Source organism: Ramlibacter tataouinensis (assembly GCF_001580455.1).
GTDB lineage: Bacteria > Pseudomonadota > Gammaproteobacteria > Burkholderiales > Burkholderiaceae_C > Ramlibacter > Ramlibacter tataouinensis_B.
Genome location: NZ_CP010951.1, coordinates 3,618,867 through 3,638,700, shown reverse-complemented (window position 1 = coordinate 3,638,700; position 19,834 = coordinate 3,618,867). Strand labels below are relative to the sequence as shown.

The following is a 19,834-nucleotide window of genomic DNA, read 5'->3' as shown; positions in this document are numbered from 1 at the left end:
GCCGAACCGCCATGTACATCGCCCGCACCCTCCAGGAGCTGCGCACCCACCTTGCGCAGCATCGCCATCCCGCCTTCGTGCCGACCATGGGCAACCTGCACGAGGGCCACCTGGCCCTGGTGCGCCGCGCCAAACCGCTGGGCGACGTGACGGTGGCCAGCATCTTCGTCAACCGCCTGCAGTTCCTGCCGCACGAGGATTTCGACAGCTATCCGCGCACCTTCGCGGACGACTGCGCCAGGCTCGAGGCGGCCGGCTGCGACCTGGTGTTCGCGCCGGCCGAACAGGAGCTCTACCCGCTGCCGCAAACCTACAAGGTTCATCCGCCGGGCGCCTTGGCCGACATGCTGGAGGGCGAGTTCCGGCCGGGCTTCTTCACCGGTGTGTGCACCGTGGTGCTGAAGCTGTTCGCCTGCGTGCAGCCGAGCGCCGCGGTGTTCGGCAAGAAGGACTACCAGCAGCTGATGGTGATCCGCGGCATGGTGCAGCAATTCGCGCTGCCGATCGAGATCGTGGCCGGCGAGACCCAGCGGGCTGCGGACGGCCTGGCGCTGTCGTCCCGCAATGGCTACCTGTCGGCCGCGCAGCGGGATGAAGCCGTGCAGTTGCCGCTCGCGCTCCAGCACATGGCGCGGCAGGTCAGCGAAGGCATGGAGATCGCGCGCGCCGAAGCGCAGGCCATGGCGGCGTTGCAGGCGCGCGGCTGGCAGCCCGACTACATGACGGTGCGGCGGCGCAGCGACCTGCAGGCACCGCAGGCGGGCGACTCGCGGGTCGCGCTCGGCGCGGCCAGGCTGGGAACCACCCGCTTGATCGACAACCTGGAGTTTTGACGGTTCACAGCAGCGCAGCGCGCTGCTGCAGGAAGCGGCGCACCGCCTCGTCGCGCTCCAGCCCGATCGCGCGTTCATACGCGGCGCGCGCCTGCGCGGCGTGCCCGGCGCGCGCCAGCAGTTCGGCCCGCGCCGCCCAGTACGGCTGGTAGTCGCGCAGCCGCGCGTCGCTGCCCAGCGCATCGAGCGCGGCCAGCGCCGCGGCCGGGCCTTGAACCTCGGCCGAAGCCACCGCGCGGTTCAGCGCCGTCACCGGCGACGGCGAGAGGGCCTGCAGCGCGTCGTACAGCCCCACGATCGCCGCCCAGGGCACAGGCGCGCCCGCGCGCCGCACGCTGTGCGCCGACTGCAGGGCGGCCTCGAGCTGGTAGCGGCCCGGCGATGCGAAGGCATTGGCACGGTGCAGCAGCCCTTCGGCCTCGTCGATCATCGCGGCGTCCCAGCGGGAGACCTCCTGCGCCGCGATCGGCACGTACTCGCCCCGCGCATCGCGCCGGGCGGCGCGCCGGGCATGGGCATGCAGCATGAGCGCCAGCAGGCCGAGCGCTTCGGCTTCGCCGGGCAGCAGCGCGGCGACCAGGCGCCCGAGCCAGATCGCCTCCTCGGCGAGGTTGCGGCGCCGCGGGTCCGCGCCCCCGCCATCGGTCCAGCCTTCGGCATAGGCGGCATAGATCGCCTCGAGCACGCTGTCGAGGCGCGGGGGCAGTTCGGCCGGCCCGGGCACGCGGAATCCGATGCCGGCCTGGCGTATCTTGGCCTTGGCCCGCACCAGCCGCTGGCCCATCGCCGCCGGCGCGACGAGGAAAGCCGAGGCGATCGTCCCGGCGTCGAAGCCGAGCACGGTCTGCAGCATCAGCGGTGCATGTGCCTGGCGGTCGATGCCGGGATGCGCGCAGGCGAACAGCAGCTCGAGCCGGCGGTCAGGCAGCGCGTTCGCATCGGCCGGCTCGGCGAGCTCCTCCAGCAACGCGAAATGCCGTGAAGCATCGTCGTCCTGCTGCCTGCGCCGCACCGCGTCGACGATGCGGCGGCGGGCCACGGTGAGCAGCCAGGCCTCCGCAGTGGCGGGCACGCCGCGCACCGGCCAATCGGCCAGCGCCGCGCCGAAAGCCTCCGACAGCGCGTCCTCCGCCCCGGCGACGTCGCCCGTGCGCGCCGCGAGGATGGCGACCAGCTTGCCGTAGCTGCGCCGCGCGGCCGCCTCCGCCGCTTCGGCCGCGGACGTCACATCGCCCACACCGGCCGCACTTCGACCGAGCCGTGGCTCGCGCCGGGGCAGCGCGCCGCCCAGCCGAGCGCGGCGTCCAGGTCAGTCACGTCGATCAGGTAGTAGCCGCCCAGCTGCTCGCGTGTCTCGATGAACGGGCCGTTCAGCACTTCGGTCTTGCCCTCGCGCACGCGCACGGTGGTCGAGGCGTCGGCCGGGCGCAGCCGGTTCGAGCCGCGCAGCACCTCGGCCTTGCGCAGCGCTTCGGTGTACGCGCCGTAGGCGGCCAGGCCCTGCGCGCGCTGGGTTTCGGTCAGCGACGCCCAGCCGGTGGGGTCGGAGTGGATCAGCAGCATGTATTCCATCGAAATCTCCTGGTGGATAACCATTGCGGCGCGCCCCCATGGCGCACCCGGACAATGTCGTTCGGCGCGGAACGATTTCGACAGACTGCGGCTGCAAGTGACAGGACACTAGGCCGCGCCGATGTTCGGTACGAGGCTGCCGGCCGGCTGCCCGGCCTTCAGCGCCGCCGTGAACGCGAGCATGCGCTCGATCGGCATGCGGGCGCGATCGATGATGGTCTCGTCCACGAAGATCTCGTTGGCCCCGGATTCCAGCACCTGCGCCAGCCCCGCCAGGCCGTTCATGGCCATCCAGGGGCAGTGCGCGCAACTCTTGCAGGTCGCGCTGTTGCCGGCCGTGGGCGCTTCGATGAACACCTTGCCCGGGTTGAGCGTTCGCAGCTTGTGCATCATGCCGTTGTCGGTGGCGACGATGAACTCGGTCGCGTCCATCTCGCGCGCAGCCTTCAGGATGCCCGAGGTGGAGCCGACCGCGTCCGCCAGCGCGATCACATCGGCCGGCGATTCCGGGTGAACCAGCACCTTGGCCGCGGGATGATCCTTCTTGAGGGCTTCCAGCTCGAAGCCCTTGAACTCGTCGTGCACGATGCACGAGCCGTTCCAGAACACCATGTCGGCGCCGGTCTCGCGCTGGATGTAGTGCCCCAGGTGCTTGTCGGGCGCCCACAGGATCTTGTGCCCCTTCTCGGCCAGCGCCCGCACGATGTCCACCGCGCAGCTGGAGGTGACCAGCCAGTCGGACCGGGCCTTCACCGCCGCGCTGGTGTTGGCGTAGACCACCACCGTGCGATCCGGATGCGCGTCGCAGAAGGCGCTGAACTCGTCGGCCGGGCAGCCCAGGTCGAGCGAGCAGGTGGCGTCCAGGTCGGGCATCAGCACGCGCTTGTGCGGCGACAGGATCTTGGAGGTTTCGCCCATGAAGCGCACGCCGGACACCACCAGCGTGCCGGCCGCATGGTCGCGGCCGAAGCGTGCCATCTCGAGCGAATCGCTCACGATGCCGCCGGTCTCCTCGGCCAGGTCCTGCAGGTCGGGGTGCACGTAGTAGTGCGAGACCATCACCGCATTGCGCTCCTTCAGCAGGCGGCGGATCCTGTCTTTGAGCGCGGCGCGCTCGGCGGCGGACGGCTCGACCGGCACGCGCGCCCAGGCATGCCGGGTATCGCAGGTATTGCCGGGCAGCGGGTGCTCGTACTCGACGTCCTTGATGGGAATGACAACTGCTGACATCGTTCGTCCGTGGTTCAGTTCGCGGCCTCGCTGAGGCGCATCGAGAAGTCGGTCGCCTTCACGTCCTTGGTGAGCGCGCCGATGGAGATGCGGTCGACACCGGTTTCGGCAAGGGCCCGCACGCTGTCGAGCGTGACGCCCCCGGAGATTTCGAGGATGGCGCGGCCGCGGTTGATCGCTACCGCCTCGCGCAACGTTGCCTGCGGCATGTTGTCCAGCAACACCATGGTCGCCCCGGCGGCCAGGGCTTCGTCCAGCTGGGCCAGCGTCTCGACTTCGATCTCGATGAACTTGGCGCCCGCCGCCGCCTGGGCCGCCGCGCGCAGCACCGCTGTCACGCCGCCGGCCGCCGCAATGTGGTTTTCCTTGATCAGCACCGCGTCGAACAGCCCGATGCGGTGATTGGTGCCGCCGCCGGTTCGCACCGCGTACTTCTGCGCCAGGCGAAGACCCGGCAGCGTTTTGCGGGTGTCCACGATATGGGCCCGCGTGCCGCGCACCGCGTCCGCGTAGACGGCCGTCTTGGTCGCCACCGCGCTCAGCAACTGCAGGAAGTTCAAGGCGGTTCGCTCGGCCGTCAGCAAGGCGCGGGCGCTGCCTTCGATTTCAAGCACGACCTGGTCGGCCGCGCAGCGTTCGCCTTCCCCGACCAGCCAGCGCACGCGCAGGCCCGGGTCCACCTGGCGCAAGGCGGCTTCCACCCAGGGGGCGCCGCAGATGACCGCGGCCTCGCGCGCCAGCACCCGCGCCTTGGCGCGCCGCGCCGGCTCCACCAGGGCGGCGGTCAAATCTCCAGGGCCGACATCCTCGGCCAACGCCCGGGCAGCATCCTGCTCTGCGATTCGCGCGATGGCTTCGCGCGTGAGTTCCGAATCTGTTTCCACCCGTGAAGCATAGCCAATGCGGCAAGTGCCCGACGACGCAAGGGAATCGCCTCTCTCCCACATGGCAGCGGGCCCCGGGCACAATGGCTGGGTGAATGCTTCTGCAAGCTTTGAAGAACCCAGCCGCGCGCAGGTCGATGCGCTCGCGGGTGCGGCCGTGCTCGAGTTCGGCACCTCCTGGTGCGGTTGGTGCCGTCGCGCCCAGCCGCTGATCCAATCGGCCCTTGCCGCACACCCCCTGGTGCGTCACATCAAGGTCGAGGACGGCCCGGGCCGTCCGCTTGGACGCTCGTTTCGCGTGAAGCTGTGGCCGACCCTGGTCTTCCTCAGGGACGGTCAGGAAGTTGACCGCGTCGTTCGGCCTGCCGACGAGGCGGCCGTGGCCGCCCCGCTCGAACAGATCACGGCCGGCTAGTTGGCGGCGAAGCAGTAGAAGAAGCCCGCGCTGCCGGTTCGCGCCAGCGCTTCGGTGCTGCACCCCGTGCGGTGCGACGAATTCCAGGAGACGTTGGCGACCGGGTCGGGGTTCGTGCCCCTGCCATCGTGGTGGCCCACCATGACCGCGCCCGCGCTGCTGGACGTCCAGTTGCTGCAGGTGGCATCGCCCGCCACCCGGCCGTCCGGGGTGGAGCCCGTCATGATGTCGTGCATGTTGGGCGTATCACCGGCGCCATTGACCACCGCGCCCTTCTCGTTGATGTTGGTCTCCTTGGTGAGCTTGTTCTTGCCATGGAGCTCGTCGAGGTTGGCGGCGATCTGCACGCCCTTGGCGTTGACCCACGGACCCTTGCCGATACGATCGCGCGCGTCCACGGCCGGCTGTCCGCCCGCTGCAGTGGTGCTGAGGTAGGCGCGCCAGTTCTTGTTGCCGGCGCCAACGTCGGTGGCCAGCTTCTTGCACCAGGCATCAGCCCCGGACAAGCCGCCCAGGTCCGCACCCTTGCCCGGGTTGGCGCTGGTGATGAAGAAGGACATGGGGTTGCCGGCCGGCTGCGACGAAGCGCAGGCGGCCACAAACGCGGCGGCAGCAGTGGCGGCAACGAGGTAGCGGGTACGCATGGTGCTTGTCTCCTTCGTGTTGTTGAAGGGGCCCACACTACCATCGACCGCGCTGCCCGCGCAGCAGGGAAACTTCTCAGCGCACCTCAGGCGCAGGGTCGCGGGCCATCAGCTCAGCCACGGCCGCGCGCGGCTTCAGTTCACCGCCGAGCAGGCGGGACACAGCACGTGAGATCGGCATCTCCACGCCGAGCCGCTCGGCGCGGGCCACCACGGCCCGGGCACACAGCACGCCCTCTGCCACATGCCCGAGCGAACCCGTCGCGTCCTGGACGGAACTGCCCCGGGCCAGCAGCAGCCCGACGCGCCGGTTACGGCTCAGGTCGCCGGTGGCGGTGAGCACGAGGTCGCCCAGCCCGGACAGGCCCATGAAGGTCTCGGCGCGCGCGCCCAGCGCCACGCCCAGCCGCGTCATCTCGGCGAGGCCGCGCGTGATCAGCGCAGCCCGCGCGTTCAGACCCAGTTCCAGGCCGTCGCACAGGCCGCAGGCGATGGCCAGCACGTTCTTGATTGCGCCGCCCACTTCGACGCCGGTGATGTCGTCGTTGGCATAGACGCGCAGCAGCTCGCCATGGAAGGCGCCCACCAACGCCTCGCGCACGGCCGGATGGCCGCTGGCCGCGACCAGCGCCGCCGGCCGGCCTTGGGCGAGCTCCAGCGCGAAGCTCGGCCCGCTCAGGATGCCGGCGCGCAGTGCGGGCGCCACCTGCGCCTGGATCTCGTGGCCAAGCAGCCCCTCCGAGCCCGTCGCTTCGAAGCCCTTGCACAGCCAGGCCACCGGCCGTTCGCAGGACGCGAGGCTGTGGAGCATGGGACGCAGGCCCGCCATCGGCGTGGCGATGATCGCCAGGTCGCAGCGGGCGGCCAGCTCGGGCACGGGCGTGCCCGAGGCGATCGCCAGCGACGGCGGCAAGGCAATGCCCGGCAGGTAGCGCCGGTTCTCGCGTTCGGCCTGAATGAGCGCGGCCTGCGCCGGGTCGCGCGCCCACAGCACGACCTCGTGCCGGGTTGCCGCGCTGGCGGCCAGGGCCGTGCCCCAGGCGCCCGCCCCGAACACGGCCAGCTTCATGGGTGCGCTCCGCTGAGCGGACTCAGGCGGAGGTGACGATCGGCGACGGGGCGGCGGCGCCGTCTTGTTGCAGCTGGATCTGCTGCTGCTCGTACATCGCCTGGAAGTTGATCTCGGCCAGGTGCACCGGCGGGAAGCCGGCGCGGTTGACCAGGTCGGCCACGTTGCCGCGCAGGTACGGGTAGACGATCTGCGGGCAGGCGATGCCCAGGATCGGGTTCACCTGGTCTTGCGGCACGTTGCGGATCTCGAAGATGCCGGCCTGCTTGGCCTCGACCAGGAACACCGTCTTGTCCTTCACCTTGGTGGTGACGGTGGCGGTGACGCACACTTCGAAGACGCCGTCAGCGGCCGGTGCGGCTTCGATGCCGAGCTGGATGTCGACGGAAGGCTGCTCCTGCTCCAACAGGATGGCGGGCGAATTGGGTTGCTCCAGCGAAGCTTCCTTCAGGTACACGCGCTGGATCTGGAATACGGGGGCGGCTTGCTGCTGTTCGGCCATGGCTTTCTCTCGGGTCAATGCAAAAGCCCGCCCGGCGTGAACCGAAGCGGGCTGGGATTCGGAAGCTGCCGATTATCCCTGAAGCAGCGGGACCAGCCCACCGCGGGCGTCCAAGGCCATCAGGTCGTCGCAGCCGCCCACGTGGGTGTCGCCGATGAAAATCTGCGGCACCGTGCGCCGGCCGGTGATTTCCATCATCCTCATCCGCTCCTGGGGATTGCGGTCGACGCGGACCTCATCGATGGCCTGGACGCCCTTGGCGACCAGGATCTGCTTGGCGCGCACGCAGTAGGGACAAACCGCGCTGGTGTACATCTTGACAGGCTGCATGAATCCTCAGGCTTTCTCAACCGGAAGATTAGCCTCTTTCCAGGACTTGAGCCCGCCCGCCAGAGCTTGAGCCTTCTCGTAACCCAGTCTTTTGGCTGTGGCGGCGGCGCGGCCGGCGCGCGCGCCGGTGGCGCACACCAGGATCACCGGCAGGGTCTTGTTCTTCACCACCTCCGGCAGCCGCTGCTCGAGTTGCGAGAGCGGCACGTTGCGGGCGCCGCCGATGTGGCCCTGGGCAAACTCTTCGGGTTCGCTGATGTCCACGACCACCGCGCGCTCGCGGTTGATCAGCTGCACCGCCAAAGCGCTGGTCAGGGCCCCTGCGCCCCCGCCCTGGATGGTGGGCCACAGCAGCATCCCGCCGGAGGCCAGCGCCACGCTGATCAGCATCCAGTTATCGATCAAGAATTTCACGTCGTTCCTTGTTAAACCCATGCCGGGTATGGGCCGGATTTTAAAATGCCGGGTTTTTTCCCATCTCCCGCAAGGCCAAGCCTCATGTTCAAACTCGTGCTGATCCGCCACGGCGAATCGACCTGGAACCTCGAAAACCGCTTCACCGGCTGGACCGACGTGCCCCTCACGCCCACCGGCATCGAGCAGGCGCGGGCTTCCGGCAGGCTGCTGAGGCAGGAAGGCTGGGAGTTCGACCTCTGCTACACCAGCGTCCTCAAGCGCGCCACCCACACCCTGTGGCATTGCCTGGACGAGATGGACCGCACCTGGCTGCCGGTGGTGCATTCCTGGCGCCTGAACGAGCGGCACTACGGCGCGCTGCAGGGCCTGAACAAGGCCGAGACGGCCAAGAAGTTCGGCGAGGACCAGGTGCTCATCTGGCGCCGCAGCTACGACGTGCCGCCGCCGCCGCTGGAGCCGGGCGACCCGCGCAGCGAACGCGGCGACGTGCGCTACGCCAACGTGCCGGAGCGCGAGGTCCCGCTGACCGAATGCCTGAAGGACACCGTGGACCGCGTGCTGCCCTTCTGGAACGAATCGATGGCGCCGGCCATCCGCGCCGGGCGCCGGGTGCTGGTCGCCGCGCACGGCAACTCCATCCGCGCGCTGGTCAAGTACCTGGACGGGATTTCCGACAGCGACATCGTCGGACTGAACATTCCGAACGGCATCCCCCTGGTCTATGAGCTCGATGCGGCCCTCAAGCCGCTGCGCCGCTACTACCTGGGCGACCAGGAAGCCATTGCCAAGGCCGCCGCCGCGGTGGCCAACCAGGGCAAGGCCTGACCGTCTGGAAGGCGCCTGCGGTCTCGGTGCCGGGCCGCAGGCAGCGCCCAGTCCGGGACTTTTTCCACGCGCCCAGCCAAACACGCGGGGAACCCCCAGGTAACGATTGCGTCATATCGTGGTCGCGGGTGTATATTTTCGAAGACTAGGATTGGATTCCCCTCAATGAGCCACAAACTCAAGATTGCCGGCTGGATTTCCGTGGGCGCATTGGCTGGCGCGCTGACGACGGTGTCGTTGCAGACGGTGGCCCGGGGATCGCTGGCGCCCCTGCCCCTGGAGGAACTGCAGCAACTGGCAGCCGTCTTCGGCATGGTCAAGAGCGACTACGTCGAACCGGTCGACGAGAAAAAACTCATCCAGGATGCGATCGCGGGCATGGTCTCCAGCCTCGATCCGCACTCGCAGTACTTCGACAAGAAGTCGTTCAAGGAATTCCGCGAAGGCACCTCGGGGCGCTTCGTCGGCGTGGGCATCGAGATCTCGCAGGAAGACGGCCTGGTGAAGGTGGTCTCCCCGATCGAAGGCTCCCCCGCGTTCCGCGCCGGGCTCAAGCCAAATGACCTGATCACCAAGATCGACGACACCGCGGTGAAGGGCCTGACGCTCAATGAAGCCGTCAAGCGCATGCGCGGCGAGCCGAACACCCGGGTGATGCTCACGATCTTCCGCAAGGAGGAGAACCGCACCTTCCCGGTGACCATCACCCGCGAGGAAATCAAGACCCAGTCGGTCAAGGGCAAGGTGATCGAGCCGGGTTATGCCTGGATCCGGCTGACGCAGTTCCAGGAGCGCACCGTCGATGACTTCGTCCGGAAGATGGAGGAAATCTACAAGCAGGAACCCCACCTGCGCGGCCTGGTGCTGGACCTGCGCAACGACCCGGGCGGTTTGCTCGATGCGGCCGTGGCAGTCTCGGCGGCCTTCCTGCCGGAGAACGTGGTGGTGGTCTCCACCAACGGCCAGCTGGCCGAAAGCAAGTTCATCTACCGCGCCGCGCCCGAGTACTACCAGCGCCGCGCCGGCTCCGACCCGCTGCGCCGCCTGCCGGCCGAACTCAAGACGGTGCCCCTGGTGGTGCTGGTCAATGAAGGCTCCGCATCGGCCAGCGAGATTGTGGCCGGGGCGCTGCAGGACCATCACCGCGCCACCGTGTTGGGCAGCCAGACCTTCGGCAAGGGCTCAGTGCAGACGGTGCGTCCGCTCGGCCCCGACACCGGCCTGAAGCTCACCACGGCACGCTACTACACGCCCACCGGCAAGTCGATCCAGGCGCGCGGCATCGTGCCCGACGTGCTGGTCGACGAAGCGGAAGAAGGCAACGTCTTCTCGATGCTGCGCACACGCGAGGCCGACCTCGAAAAGCACCTGTCCAGCGGCCAGGGCCCCGAGGTCAAGGACCCGGCACGCGAGAAGGCGCGCGACGAGGCGCGCAAGCGGGCCGAGGAAGAAGCCAAGAAGGGCCCGGTGGAGCGCAAGATCCCCGAATACGGCACCGACAAGGACTTCCAGCTGGTGCAGGCGCTGAACCAGCTCAAGGGCCGTCCGGTCCTGGTCAGCAAGACGCAGGTCATCGAAGACAAGAGCGACAAGAAGGAAAACTGATTTCCTTCTCGCGCTGACGAAGGCCGGCAAAACGCCGGCCTTTTTCTTTCGTGCAGCACAATCTGGTGCTTATTTGTGGGACAGGACACTAGGCCATGACGGACGACCAGTTGCTGCGCTACTCGCGCCACATCCTGCTCGAGGAAATCGGCGTCGAAGGCCAGGAGCGCATCATGGCGGGGCACGCGCTGGTGATCGGCGCCGGCGGCTTGGGCTCGCCCGTGGCGCTGTACCTGGGCACCGCCGGCGTGGGCTGGATCACCCTGGTCGACCACGACCACGTGGACCTGACGAATCTGCAGCGCCAGATCGCGCACGACATGGCGCGCATCGGCCAGCCCAAGGCCGAATCGGCCCGCCTCGGCATCGCCGCGATCAATCCGGAGCCGCGCGTGACCGCGATCACCGAGCGCATGGACGCGCAAGGGCTCGACCGGCTCGTGCCCGGGGCCGACGTGGTCATCGACTGCACCGACAACTTCTCCACCCGCCACGCGATCAACGCCGCCTGCGTGCGGCATGCCAAGCCGCTGGTCTCGGGCGCCGCCATCCGCTTCGACGGCCAGATCTCGGTGTACGACGTGCGCGATGGCGCCTCGCCCTGCTACGCCTGCGTGTTTCCGCAGGGCGACGACTTCGAGGAAACGCGCTGCGCCACCCTCGGGGTGTTCGCGCCGCTGGTGGGCATCGTCGGCGCGACGCAGGCGGCCGAAGCGCTCAAGCTGCTCAGCGGCACCGGGGCGTCGCTGGCAGGGCGGCTGTTGATGCTCGATGGCCGTTCGATGTCGTGGACCGAGATGCGCGTGCCGCGCAACCCGCATTGCACGGTCTGCGGCTCGCGCCCGCATCACCGGGCCTAGGGCCTGCCGGTAGCAGCGGACGCTGGCCGCTTGGCGGGTTTCGCGGCATCCGGCTGCGGGTGGGCACGCTCCCTCTCGGCCAAGGACTTCCCTTCCAGCCCCAGCAGCGAGCCCGCCGTGGCGCCCGGCCCGCCTGTGCCCCGTTTCGCCTGGTCTTCGCGCGCCTGCTGGCTGGCGCGCGCAGCCGCCGGCGACACGCGCGGGGAGGCGGCGCGGCGCAGGACCTCGCTGCAATTCGCATCGTGGCCCGGCCCGGTTTCGATGGTGGCGGCCAGTGCGAGCAAGGGATTGACCGCCGCCAGTGCCGCCGCCAGGGCAGCGCGGCCGCCCAGCACCGTCTTGTCGGGACCGGCCTGTGGCGCGCCGAGCGTGCCGCCCATCTGGATCGGGGCGCGCAGGCTCAGGATGCTGGTGTCCTTGGGATAGGGGCGCAGGTACAGGTCCAGCGCCTCGGTGCCGAAGTTCACGTGGCCGTCGCCCCAGATGACGGTGTCGACCGTGTCCAGCAGGAGGGCGCGGCTCGTCATCACGCCCTGCTTCACATCGAACGCGGTCGCCGCGCAGCGCACCGAGATGTTGCGGTCGCCGCCGATGAGGAACTTCAGGATTTCGCCGCCATCCAGGCCCGCGAACTCGAGCAGCAGGTTGCTGATCTGGCCCGGCCCCATCAGCAGCGACATGCTGCCGCTGGCGCTCGCCAGCATCTGCGCGGCCGAGTTTCCGCGCCCGGTCAGGTCGACGTCGGCGTGGATCCGGCCGAAGCTCGACTTGATCAGCTGCTCGTTGCGCATGAGCTTACGCAGCTCCAGGGACCTTCCGTCCAGATGCGCCTCGACCACCGCCGGGTCGGCATGGCTGTCGATCCGCATCCGCCCCGCCAGCGTGCCGCCCGCCATCCCCAGGTCCAACGGGTCCAGGTTCAGCACCCCTGACTGCAGGCGCGCCCGCACGGCGATCCGCTCCAGGGGCAACTGCCGGACATTGGTGACCCGCGCGGCGCTGTAGGTCACGTCCGCATTCATGGCCTTGAGGCGGCCGAGGTCAAGGGCCGCCTGTGGCAGGACCTTGCGCATCGGCTCGCGCGGCGGCTTGGGCGCGCGCGCCCTCCCGTCCGCCCGGCCCTGCGCCTGCTCCGCTCGTGGACCGCGCGGCCTGTCCTGCAGCCCGACCAGCGGCGCCAGGTCGTTGAAGTCCAGCCACCGGGACACGAGATAGCCGGCCAGGTGCGGGACTTCGCCCGTGGGGTCGAACGAGAGCTCGCCCGCCACGTCGGTGTTGCCGAGCTTGCCGGCCAGCCCCCGCACCTGCCACATGGCGCCGGCCCTGGAGACGCGGCCGCGCACGCTGTACTGGGGCGTTTCGGGCAGCACCACGCCGATGAGCTTGTACAGCTCGGCAAGGTTCCTGCCTTGCAGGTCGACGTCGGCATGGGCGCCGTCCAGCGTCTTCAGGCTGCCGATTGCGCCCCGCGCGGTCAGGCGGGTGGCGCCGGCCGCCGCGTCGATCTCCATGGGGAAGGCCTCGTGCCTGCCCGCGCTCAGCTGCAGCACGTTGCCGGTGCGGCCCTTCGCGGTGAACGGCTCGTTCCGCCATGTGCCACGGGCGTTGAAGCGCAGCGGCAGGGACTGCGGCGCCAACCCTGGCTCCTGCGGGCCTGCCGCCGGGTCCTCGATCGCGAAGTCGGCCCGGACGTCCACGGCATGCGCGGCCGCCACGAAATGCGCGATCCCCTGGTCGACTGCGAGGGCGCCGATGTCGGGAACCTTGCCCGGATCGCCGGTGTTGCGCGCGAGCGCCCAGGTACGCCGGCCATCGGCTTCCATCTGCAAGCCCAGTTGTGGTTTGCGCAAGGCCACCAGTGGGAGTTCGACGCGCCGGTACAGCAGCAATGGCAGCAGGCGCACCTCAATCTCCGCCGCCTCAGCCCGCACCAGGTAGCGGTCGCGCGCCCAGTCCGGGTTCGCCAAGGCCACGCCCTGCAGCAGGATGCGTGTGGTGCGCCCGATCCTCACGTCCAGCGCCGTGGTCGAGAACTCGCGGCCGGTGCGCTCGCTCACATACCGGTTGAGCGGCTCGCGCACGGCATTCCAGGGAAACAGGGCAATGATGAGCATCGCCACCGATACGAGCAGTACCAAGCCCGCCAGTGCCAATTGCCAGGGCGGCCTGCCGGCGATGCTTCGGCGCGCAGGATCCATGTGTCCCAGTGTGCGGAGCGTCTCCCTCGAGGCCCGGTCAGTGCCTCTTGCGAAACCCTGCGGGGCCGGGGGGTTCGGGCCGGTAGGAAACATCCTACGAATTGCGGACTCGACCGCTGGCAGAATCCAGCCGGAATGGGCGGGGACTCAACACTGGACGCACGGGCTCGGCCCGGATCGTGTGAACGTGTCCGGCACTGCAGACTGCCGTGGAACTGAAAACCTACATCGTCGAAGACAACGCCACGATCCGTGACAACCTGATCGGCGCCCTGGAAGAGCTCGCGCGCGTCAAGGCCCTGGGCTGGTCCGAATCGGAGAACGAAGCCAAGGCCTGGCTTGCGGGCAATGAGGGCCATTGGGACCTGGCCATCGTCGACCTGTTCCTCAAGCAAGGCAGCGGCCTCGGCGTGCTCGAGGCCTGCCGGTCACGCCCGCAGGGACGCCTGGTGGTGGTCCTGAGCAACTATGCGACGTCCGACGTGCGCAGGCGCTGCATGGAGCTCGGCGCCGACGCCGTTTTCGATAAGTCCAACGAGATCGATGCCCTGGTCGAGTACTGCATGGCGCACAACCCTGCGCTTCAGGGGCCGTGAATTCCGGGCACGCCGGATGCTGCGGCCGGCAGTGAACGCTGCGCGTTTCCCGGCGTTCTAATCGACTAGTCGATCAACTTGTTCTTCAGCGCGTAGTACGTCAGGTCGCTGTTGGAAGCGAGGCTCATCTTTTCCATGAGCCTGGTGCGGTAAGTACTGACGGTCTTCACACTCAGGGAGAGTGCCTTGGCAATGTCGCCCGCCGTTTCGCCCTTGGCGAGTTTGAGGAATACCTGGAACTCGCGTTCGGAGAGCTGCTCGTGAGGAGCGCCGCCCTCCTTCCGGTTAAGCTGTTGTGCCAGCAACTCGGCCACCGCCGGGGAGATGTAGCGCCGCCCGAGCGCGATGGTGCGGATCGCGTTGACGATCTCCATCGGCTCGCACTCCTTGTTGAGGTAGCCGCTTGCGCCCTGGCGGATGAGGTTCATGGCATAGTGCTCCTCGGGATAGCCCGAGAGGATCAGGATCCCGACGTCCGGCGCCTTGGCGCGGATCATGCCGAGGGCGTCGATGCCGCTTTGCCCCGGCATCGACAGGTCCATCACCAGCACGTCGAGCTCGGTGGTGCGTACCAGGTCGATCGCCTCGCGGCCACTGGCGGCCTCTCCGACTACACGCAAATCCACCTGCTCGGAAAAGAACTGCTTGAGTCCCGAACGCACAATGGCATGGTCATCCACAATGCCGACTCTGATCATGTCTGGCCTTCCTCGGTGTCAAGTTGCGGGTTCATTGTGCCCCACCAGCGCCTGCGTCACTAGCCGCGATTCTAGGCGCGACAAGAAAAGACAGGAGTGATGTCCATATGCGTTCATTCTCGATGTCAAGGACGACGGTCAACCTCGCGCTGGCGCTGCTGGCCGCCCTGTTCTTGATTGGCATCAACGAGACCGGTTTCGTCCAGTCCACGCAATCGCTCGATAGCATCGTCGAAGCCTCGCGCCAGCGCGCCTCGCTCAATCGGGTGCTGCAGCACATGCTCGATGCCGAAACCGGCTCGCGCGGCTTCCTGCTCACGGGCGATCCGCGCTACCTGGAGCCGTACAACGCAGCCATCTCCGACATCAGCCAGCAGCTCGATGGACTGCGCACGGCCTACCCCGCCGATTCCGAGGAGTCCGTCGTGCTGAGCCAGCTCACGCGCAACGTGCAGCGCAAGCTCACCGAGATGGACATGTCGGTGCGCATGCGCAAGCAGGGCAACGAGGACGTCTGGAAGTTCATCCTCACGACCGACGTCGGCAAGGAAGACATGGACGCGATCCGCACCCAGGCGTCCAAGCTCATCAGCGTATCCAGCGCCCGCATGGATGCGGGCCAGTCGCAGGTGCGCCGCTCCCTGATCCTCTCGCGCATCGGCATCGCCGCAGTGACCATGGCCGCACTGCTGGCCTTCTGGCTGTACCTGCGGCAATCGACCGCGCTCAAGGCCGCCGGCGAGCGGCAGCAGCAGGAGCTGGAGCGGGAACGCGACCTGCTGGAGCGGCAAGTTCGCGAACGGACCGCCTCGCTCACCGAGCTGGCGACGCATCTGCAGAATGTGCGGGAAGAGGAGCGCGGCCACCTGGCACGCGAGCTGCACGACGAACTCGGCGCCTTGCTGACTGCCGCCAAGCTCGACGTCGCGCGGCTCAAGTCGCGCCTCGGCCCCCAGACTGCGCCGGAGATGGCTCAGCGCCTGCAGCACCTCACCGACTCGCTGAACAGCGGCATCGCGCTGAAGCGTCGCATCATCGAGGACCTGCGTCCCTCGTCGCTGTCCAACCTGGGCCTGACCGCCTCGCTGGAGATCCTGGCACGCGAGTTCTCCGAACGCTCCGGCATCGAGGTCACCACCTTGCTGGAATCGGCCGAACTGGACGAGCCGCGCCAGCTCACCGTCTACCGGTTGGTGCAGGAGTCGCTCACCAACGTGGGCAAGTACGCCGAGGCCAAGCAGGTGGAGATCAGCATGCGCAACTACGGGGCGCACGTCGAGGTCGACATCCGGGACGACGGCAAGGGCTTCGACGTCTCCAGGACGCGCGGATCCACGCACGGCCTGGCCGGCATGCGCCACCGCGTGGAGGCGGCCGGCGGACGGCTCACCGTGTCATCCATGCCGGGCCGGGGCACACGCATTGCCGCTGTGCTGCCCAAGGTCCAGGCGCCTGCCGGCGCCTCGCCGGCGGCCGTGACCGCCTGACGGCGGTTCGCCCACAGCGGAGGCTTAGGCCGCGCTTTGGTGGTCCCGCTGGCCGCAGGCTTTCCGAAATTTCCTCTCCGAAGGTCGGCCGGGTCCTACATGGGGCGATCACGCCTGCCGACAGATTGACAGGCCGACCGCCGATCAACAGCGCGCGTGGCCCCCGTCTAACCTAGCCGCAGGTGACCCCTCGCGCAGGGCGCCCTGTCAACCGGAGGGCATGTGTGCATGGCATGCGTGCCCATAGCACCGAACGTCACGAGAGGACAACGAGATGAACATCATCAGATCGCTTCGCAGCGGAGACCCCACCTACGCCGAGGACCCGCGCGGAATGGCCACGCAGGCCTTGGACAGCACCCGTGAATTTGCGGGGACGGCGCTGGAGCGCGCAGGCGAGCGGATGCGCGACCTGCGCTATGGCGTCAGGGACATGGCCAACCGCGGGGCCAGCAGCATGGGCGAATACGCGCACGCCACTTCGCGCTACGTTTCCGACCAGCCGGTGCGCTCGGCGCTGATCGCCGCGGCGATCGGCGCGGCAGTGGCGGGCTTGGTGCTCGCGCTGCGCCGCAACCATCGCCAATACTGACTCCGACCGGACGCAGGGCGAAAGCCATGGCCATCGTCCATCCCATCTTCACGGTGCTCGTCAGCCGTCCCGAACTGGTGATGGACCATATCGCCGGCTACGCCGCGCTGGCGCAGGAAGAGGCGAGCGGCCTGGGCGTCCAGGTGAAGCGGCGCGCCGCCGCGTGGGGCGCCGTCGCGATCGGTGGCCTGGTGTTCCTGATCCTGGCCGGCGTGGCGGCGATGCTGGGCGCGCTGTTGCATGAATTCCACTGGGCGCTGGTCGTGGTCCCGGCGATTCCGCTGGTCATCGTGGTGGTCGGATGGATGATCGCCCGCCAGCCGATGCCTGCATCCGCCTTTACCGAACTTCGGGCGCAACTCGACGCCGACGCGCAGACGCTGCGAACGATAGGGGCCAAGTCATGACGCGCCAGGCGCTGGTGGGGGTGAGGGCCGCATGAGCGACGCGGCCGACAAACTGGCGCGCACCCGCCTGGCCATCATCGAACATGTCTATCGGAAGGAAATGCGCCGGGAACGGCAGGCGTTTGCTTCGGAACAGCAGAAGTCCGCGGAACAGCAGAAGGCAGAACGGCGACAGGCGTCGGGACAGCGGCAGGCGCCGGGAGAGCGTGGCGCCCAGGGTCCACGCGAGAAGCCTGCAGCGGCCGGCTCCGCGGGTGGGCGGCGGTTCCGGCGCGTGCGGAGCGCTGCGCGCAGCTATTGGCGGCATCACCCCGCGCGCATGGGGCTGCAGATGGCGACGCCGCTGCTGTCCCAGTATGCGCGTCGCCATCCTCTGGCCTACCTCGGGATTGCCGCCGCCGCCGGGGCGCTGCTGACGATCGCGCGGCCCTGGCGCCTGATCTCGGTCACCGGCATCCTGGTCGGGCTGGTGAAGTCGCCGCAGCTGGCCGGATTGCTGATGTCGGCCATGTCGGATGTCGACGACGACGAGGAGGATGCAGCGGCATAGCCCCTGCGCAACCCGGGCGTCGGTCCAAATGCGAACCGGAGTGTGGTGCCTCGCTCCGGGGCGCGCTTCAAGGGAGTGAGGCACCGCAAGAATGGGAGAAATGCCATGAACGTCAAAAGAACTTTCGTGATCGCGGCTATCGCCGCCGCCACCGCGGCCGCAACCGGCTGCTCGGTGATACGCGGACAGGAAACGGCCGGGGGCTACGTCGACGACGCCGCCATCACCACCTCGGTGAAGTCCAAGTTCGTGGAGGACAAGACCGTGGACGCCGGTGCCATCAAGGTCGAAACCCTCAACGGGACCGTGCAGCTTTCCGGTTTTGCGAAGACGTCGCAGGAACGCGCGGCGGCAGAGAAGCTCGCGCGGGACACCAAGGGTGTCAAGTCGGTGCAGAACAACGTGACGGTGCGTCCGTAAGCGGCCCGCGTTTCCGGCAGCGTCACCGGCAGGCATGGAGGCACACGGCCTCCTGCCTGCCTTCTTGCTATCCTGCCATCGATGAAAACCTTCCACTGCGATGTCTGCGGCCATGCGCTGTTCTTCGAGAACGTGCGTTGCCTGCGCTGCGGCAGTGAACTGGCATTCCTGCCGGACCGGCTGGCCCTGTGCGCGATCGAGCCGGAGGAAGACACGGCCCTGTTCCGTCGCAAGGCCAGGGACGACGGCGATGCCGCCAATGCAGCCTATCGCCTGTGCATCAACCACACCGAGCACCAGGCCTGCAACTTCGCCGTGCCGGCGTCCGATCCCAATCCGCTGTGCGTGTCCTGCCGGCTCACGCGCGTGCTGCCTGACCTGTCGATTCCCGAGAACCACGTGCGCTGGTACCGCATCGAAGTGGCCAAGCGGCGCCTGTTCTACACCTTGGCCAAGCTGGCCCTGGTCTCGGTGAATCCGCCGGCAGGCGGGCGCGATGGCCCGGTGTTCGAGTTCCTTGCCGACTTGCCCGGACAACAGGTGTTCACCGGCCATGCCGAGGGCCTGATCACGCTCAACATCGCCGAAGCCGATGACGAAGAAAGGGTGCGGCGCCGCGTGGCGCTGCACGAACCCTACCGCACGTTGCTCGGGCACCTGCGCCACGAATCCGGCCACTACTACTGGGATCGGCTGATCCGCGACGAGGGCCGCATCGACGAATTCCGAGCGGTCTTCGGCGACGAGCAGCAGCCCTATGGCGAGGCGCTCGATCGCTACTACGCCGCCGGGGGCGCCGAGCCCGGCTGGCAGGCCCGCCACGTGAGCGCCTACGCCACCTCGCACCCGTGGGAGGACTGGGCGGAAACCTGGGCGCACTACCTGCACATGGTGGACCTGCTCGAAACCGCGGCCTCGTACAACACGCGGCTGGCGGTGCCTGGCAGCAAGCAGGGCATCGAGGGCGTCATCGATCCCTTCGACGGCGGGGCGGGCGAGTTTCGCGCGCTGGTCCGCCAGTGGGTCCCGCTCACCCTGCTGCTCAACAGCCTGAACCGCAGCCTGGGCCAGGACGATGCCTACCCCTTTGCGCTGGCCGGTCAGTCGCTGGAAAAGCTTCGCTTCGTGCACGACGTGATCCAGCGCAAGCGGCGCTGAACCGCCAAGCCTTGTTCGAACCCGCCGTAGCGTGCAACATCACGTGGCCTTGATTTGACGCCACCACCTCGCCCGACAAGCCGCTCCGCCGCGGCTCAAAAAAATATCCGCCTGATGCGGGCCATCTCTCCGGGCGCACTCAATCAATGCTTGGCCAAGGGTTTGCGCATCGCGTCGAGAAATTCGAACGGAAGATCGAAGTTCGCTGCCACGTCGCATAGAAGCTCGATCATCACCGAGCGGAACTCTTCCGTGAGAGTGTTGAGATCCAGCTTCTCAAGGCGCTTAGCATCCAATTCCACTGCAACTGGCAAGGCGCTGCGACGAGCATCCACGTCGCCAATGTCCGGATTTAGGTTGTCGCGATCACCGTACCGCAGGATCAAGCTTACCGTCCTAAAGGGCGCGTCCTTTAAGAAGCCGTTGGCTTCAAGCGCCGGCTCAAGCGAGTTCCTTGCCGCAAGGGCCGCGCGGCCGTGATCCTTGATTCGACACTTGACGAGTGAGACTGCACCCACTACAAGATTTCTGACTTCGGTCAT

Annotated in this window: 24 protein-coding genes; 12 read left to right on the top strand and 12 right to left on the bottom strand. The window is 68.1% G+C overall.

The genetic code is table 11. From position 1 onward, the window contains the following. The first annotated feature begins 11 nt into the window (after nt 1-11). Nucleotides 12-833: a pantoate--beta-alanine ligase gene (gene panC, locus UC35_RS16820; RefSeq protein ID WP_061501704.1), complete on the top strand. Its 822-nt coding sequence runs from the start codon at nt 12-14 to the stop codon at nt 831-833. 4 nt (nt 834-837) lie between these two features. Here panC and UC35_RS16815 read toward each other — a convergent pair whose 3' ends face one another. The 4 genes from UC35_RS16815 to nadC form a co-directional block, all read right to left on the bottom strand. After that, on the bottom strand, nt 838-2,061 hold the full coding sequence (locus tag UC35_RS16815) for an RNA polymerase sigma factor (RefSeq protein ID WP_227820356.1): 1,224 nt from the start codon (nt 2,059-2,061) through the stop codon (nt 838-840). Then, nucleotides 2,058-2,405: a YciI family protein gene (locus UC35_RS16810; RefSeq protein ID WP_061503892.1), complete on the bottom strand. Its 348-nt coding sequence runs from the start codon at nt 2,403-2,405 to the stop codon at nt 2,058-2,060. The genes UC35_RS16815 and UC35_RS16810 overlap by 4 nt, the downstream gene beginning before the upstream one ends. Nucleotides 2,406-2,513: 108 nt before the next feature. After that, the gene (nadA, locus tag UC35_RS16805) at nt 2,514-3,635 is read right to left on the bottom strand and encodes a quinolinate synthase NadA (RefSeq protein WP_061501700.1); all 1,122 of its coding nucleotides are present in this window, start codon (nt 3,633-3,635) and stop codon (nt 2,514-2,516) included. A gap of 14 nt (nt 3,636-3,649) precedes the next feature. Next, a complete protein-coding gene (nadC, locus tag UC35_RS16800) occupies nt 3,650-4,519 on the bottom strand; it encodes a carboxylating nicotinate-nucleotide diphosphorylase (RefSeq protein ID WP_061501698.1) in 870 nt (289 codons plus the stop codon). Nucleotides 4,520-4,580: 61 nt separating this feature from the next. Between nadC and UC35_RS16795 the strand changes: the two genes are divergently transcribed. Continuing rightward, complete coding sequence (locus UC35_RS16795) at nt 4,581-4,934, top strand: thioredoxin family protein (protein ID WP_061501696.1); 354 nt, start codon at nt 4,581-4,583, stop codon at nt 4,932-4,934. Here the strand turns inward: UC35_RS16795 and UC35_RS16790 are convergent. The 5 genes from UC35_RS16790 to UC35_RS16770 all read right to left on the bottom strand — a co-directional run bounded on the left by UC35_RS16790 (nt 4,931) and on the right by UC35_RS16770 (nt 7,893). Continuing rightward, complete coding sequence (locus UC35_RS16790; protein ID WP_061503891.1) at nt 4,931-5,578, bottom strand: hypothetical protein; 648 nt, start codon at nt 5,576-5,578, stop codon at nt 4,931-4,933. The genes UC35_RS16795 and UC35_RS16790 overlap by 4 nt on opposite strands. A 76-nt stretch (nt 5,579-5,654) precedes the next feature. Then, nucleotides 5,655-6,647: an NAD(P)H-dependent glycerol-3-phosphate dehydrogenase gene (locus UC35_RS16785; RefSeq protein WP_061501695.1), complete on the bottom strand. Its 993-nt coding sequence runs from the start codon at nt 6,645-6,647 to the stop codon at nt 5,655-5,657. A 22-nt stretch (nt 6,648-6,669) separates the two neighbouring features. Further along, nucleotides 6,670-7,149, bottom strand: coding sequence for a protein-export chaperone SecB (gene secB / locus UC35_RS16780; RefSeq protein ID WP_061501693.1), 480 nt, complete (start codon nt 7,147-7,149; stop codon nt 6,670-6,672). Nucleotides 7,150-7,221: 72 nt separating this feature from the next. Continuing rightward, on the bottom strand, nt 7,222-7,479 hold the full coding sequence (gene grxC, locus UC35_RS16775; RefSeq protein WP_061501691.1) for a glutaredoxin 3: 258 nt from the start codon (nt 7,477-7,479) through the stop codon (nt 7,222-7,224). Between the two features lie 6 nt (nt 7,480-7,485). Further along, on the bottom strand, nt 7,486-7,893 hold the full coding sequence (locus tag UC35_RS16770; protein WP_061501689.1) for a rhodanese-like domain-containing protein: 408 nt from the start codon (nt 7,891-7,893) through the stop codon (nt 7,486-7,488). Between the two features lie 84 nt (nt 7,894-7,977). Here UC35_RS16770 and gpmA point away from each other — a divergent pair, with 84 nt between their 5' ends. The 3 genes from gpmA to UC35_RS16755 all read left to right on the top strand — a co-directional run bounded on the left by gpmA (nt 7,978) and on the right by UC35_RS16755 (nt 11,186). Continuing rightward, on the top strand, nt 7,978-8,721 hold the full coding sequence (gpmA, locus tag UC35_RS16765; protein ID WP_061501687.1) for a 2,3-diphosphoglycerate-dependent phosphoglycerate mutase: 744 nt from the start codon (nt 7,978-7,980) through the stop codon (nt 8,719-8,721). Between the two features lie 165 nt (nt 8,722-8,886). Further along, nucleotides 8,887-10,326, top strand: coding sequence for a S41 family peptidase (locus UC35_RS16760; protein WP_061501685.1), 1,440 nt, complete (start codon nt 8,887-8,889; stop codon nt 10,324-10,326). Between the two features lie 95 nt (nt 10,327-10,421). Continuing rightward, nucleotides 10,422-11,186, top strand: a complete 765-nt coding sequence (locus tag UC35_RS16755) for a HesA/MoeB/ThiF family protein (protein ID WP_061501683.1) — start codon at nt 10,422-10,424, stop codon at nt 11,184-11,186. On the opposite strand, the gene UC35_RS16750 is transcribed toward UC35_RS16755, so the two are convergent. Further along, nucleotides 11,183-13,384 (bottom strand): AsmA family protein, encoded by a 2,202-nt coding sequence (locus UC35_RS16750; RefSeq protein ID WP_082793335.1) that lies wholly within the window; start codon nt 13,382-13,384, stop codon nt 11,183-11,185. The genes UC35_RS16755 and UC35_RS16750 overlap by 4 nt on opposite strands. Nucleotides 13,385-13,593: 209 nt before the next feature. On the opposite strand from UC35_RS16750, the gene UC35_RS16745 reads away from it, so the two are divergent. Further along, nucleotides 13,594-13,980: a response regulator gene (locus UC35_RS16745; RefSeq protein ID WP_061501681.1), complete on the top strand. Its 387-nt coding sequence runs from the start codon at nt 13,594-13,596 to the stop codon at nt 13,978-13,980. Nucleotides 13,981-14,045: 65 nt separating this feature from the next. On the opposite strand, the gene UC35_RS16740 is transcribed toward UC35_RS16745, so the two are convergent. Next, nucleotides 14,046-14,678, bottom strand: a complete 633-nt coding sequence (locus UC35_RS16740) for a response regulator transcription factor (protein WP_061501679.1) — start codon at nt 14,676-14,678, stop codon at nt 14,046-14,048. A 107-nt stretch (nt 14,679-14,785) separates the two neighbouring features. Between UC35_RS16740 and UC35_RS16735 the strand changes: the two genes are divergently transcribed. The 6 genes from UC35_RS16735 to UC35_RS16710 all read left to right on the top strand — a co-directional run bounded on the left by UC35_RS16735 (nt 14,786) and on the right by UC35_RS16710 (nt 19,292). Further along, entirely contained in the window at nt 14,786-16,165 is a 1,380-nt protein-coding gene (locus UC35_RS16735; protein ID WP_061501678.1) for a CHASE3 domain-containing protein, read from the top strand. Between the two features lie 274 nt (nt 16,166-16,439). Continuing rightward, nucleotides 16,440-16,757, top strand: a complete 318-nt coding sequence (locus tag UC35_RS16730) for a DUF883 family protein (RefSeq protein WP_061501676.1) — start codon at nt 16,440-16,442, stop codon at nt 16,755-16,757. Between the two features lie 26 nt (nt 16,758-16,783). Continuing rightward, nucleotides 16,784-17,164 (top strand): hypothetical protein, encoded by a 381-nt coding sequence (locus UC35_RS16725; protein ID WP_227820354.1) that lies wholly within the window; start codon nt 16,784-16,786, stop codon nt 17,162-17,164. Between the two features lie 31 nt (nt 17,165-17,195). Then, nucleotides 17,196-17,714, top strand: a complete 519-nt coding sequence (locus UC35_RS16720) for a hypothetical protein (RefSeq protein WP_061501674.1) — start codon at nt 17,196-17,198, stop codon at nt 17,712-17,714. 105 nt (nt 17,715-17,819) lie between these two features. After that, nucleotides 17,820-18,134 (top strand): BON domain-containing protein, encoded by a 315-nt coding sequence (locus UC35_RS16715; RefSeq protein ID WP_061501671.1) that lies wholly within the window; start codon nt 17,820-17,822, stop codon nt 18,132-18,134. An 81-nt stretch (nt 18,135-18,215) separates the two neighbouring features. Beyond that, nucleotides 18,216-19,292, top strand: a complete 1,077-nt coding sequence (locus tag UC35_RS16710) for a putative zinc-binding metallopeptidase (protein WP_061501669.1) — start codon at nt 18,216-18,218, stop codon at nt 19,290-19,292. A 143-nt stretch (nt 19,293-19,435) separates the two neighbouring features. Here the strand turns inward: UC35_RS16710 and UC35_RS16705 are convergent, their stop codons facing one another. After that, nucleotides 19,436-19,834, bottom strand: coding sequence for an Imm39 family immunity protein (locus tag UC35_RS16705; RefSeq protein WP_082793333.1), 399 nt, complete (start codon nt 19,832-19,834; stop codon nt 19,436-19,438).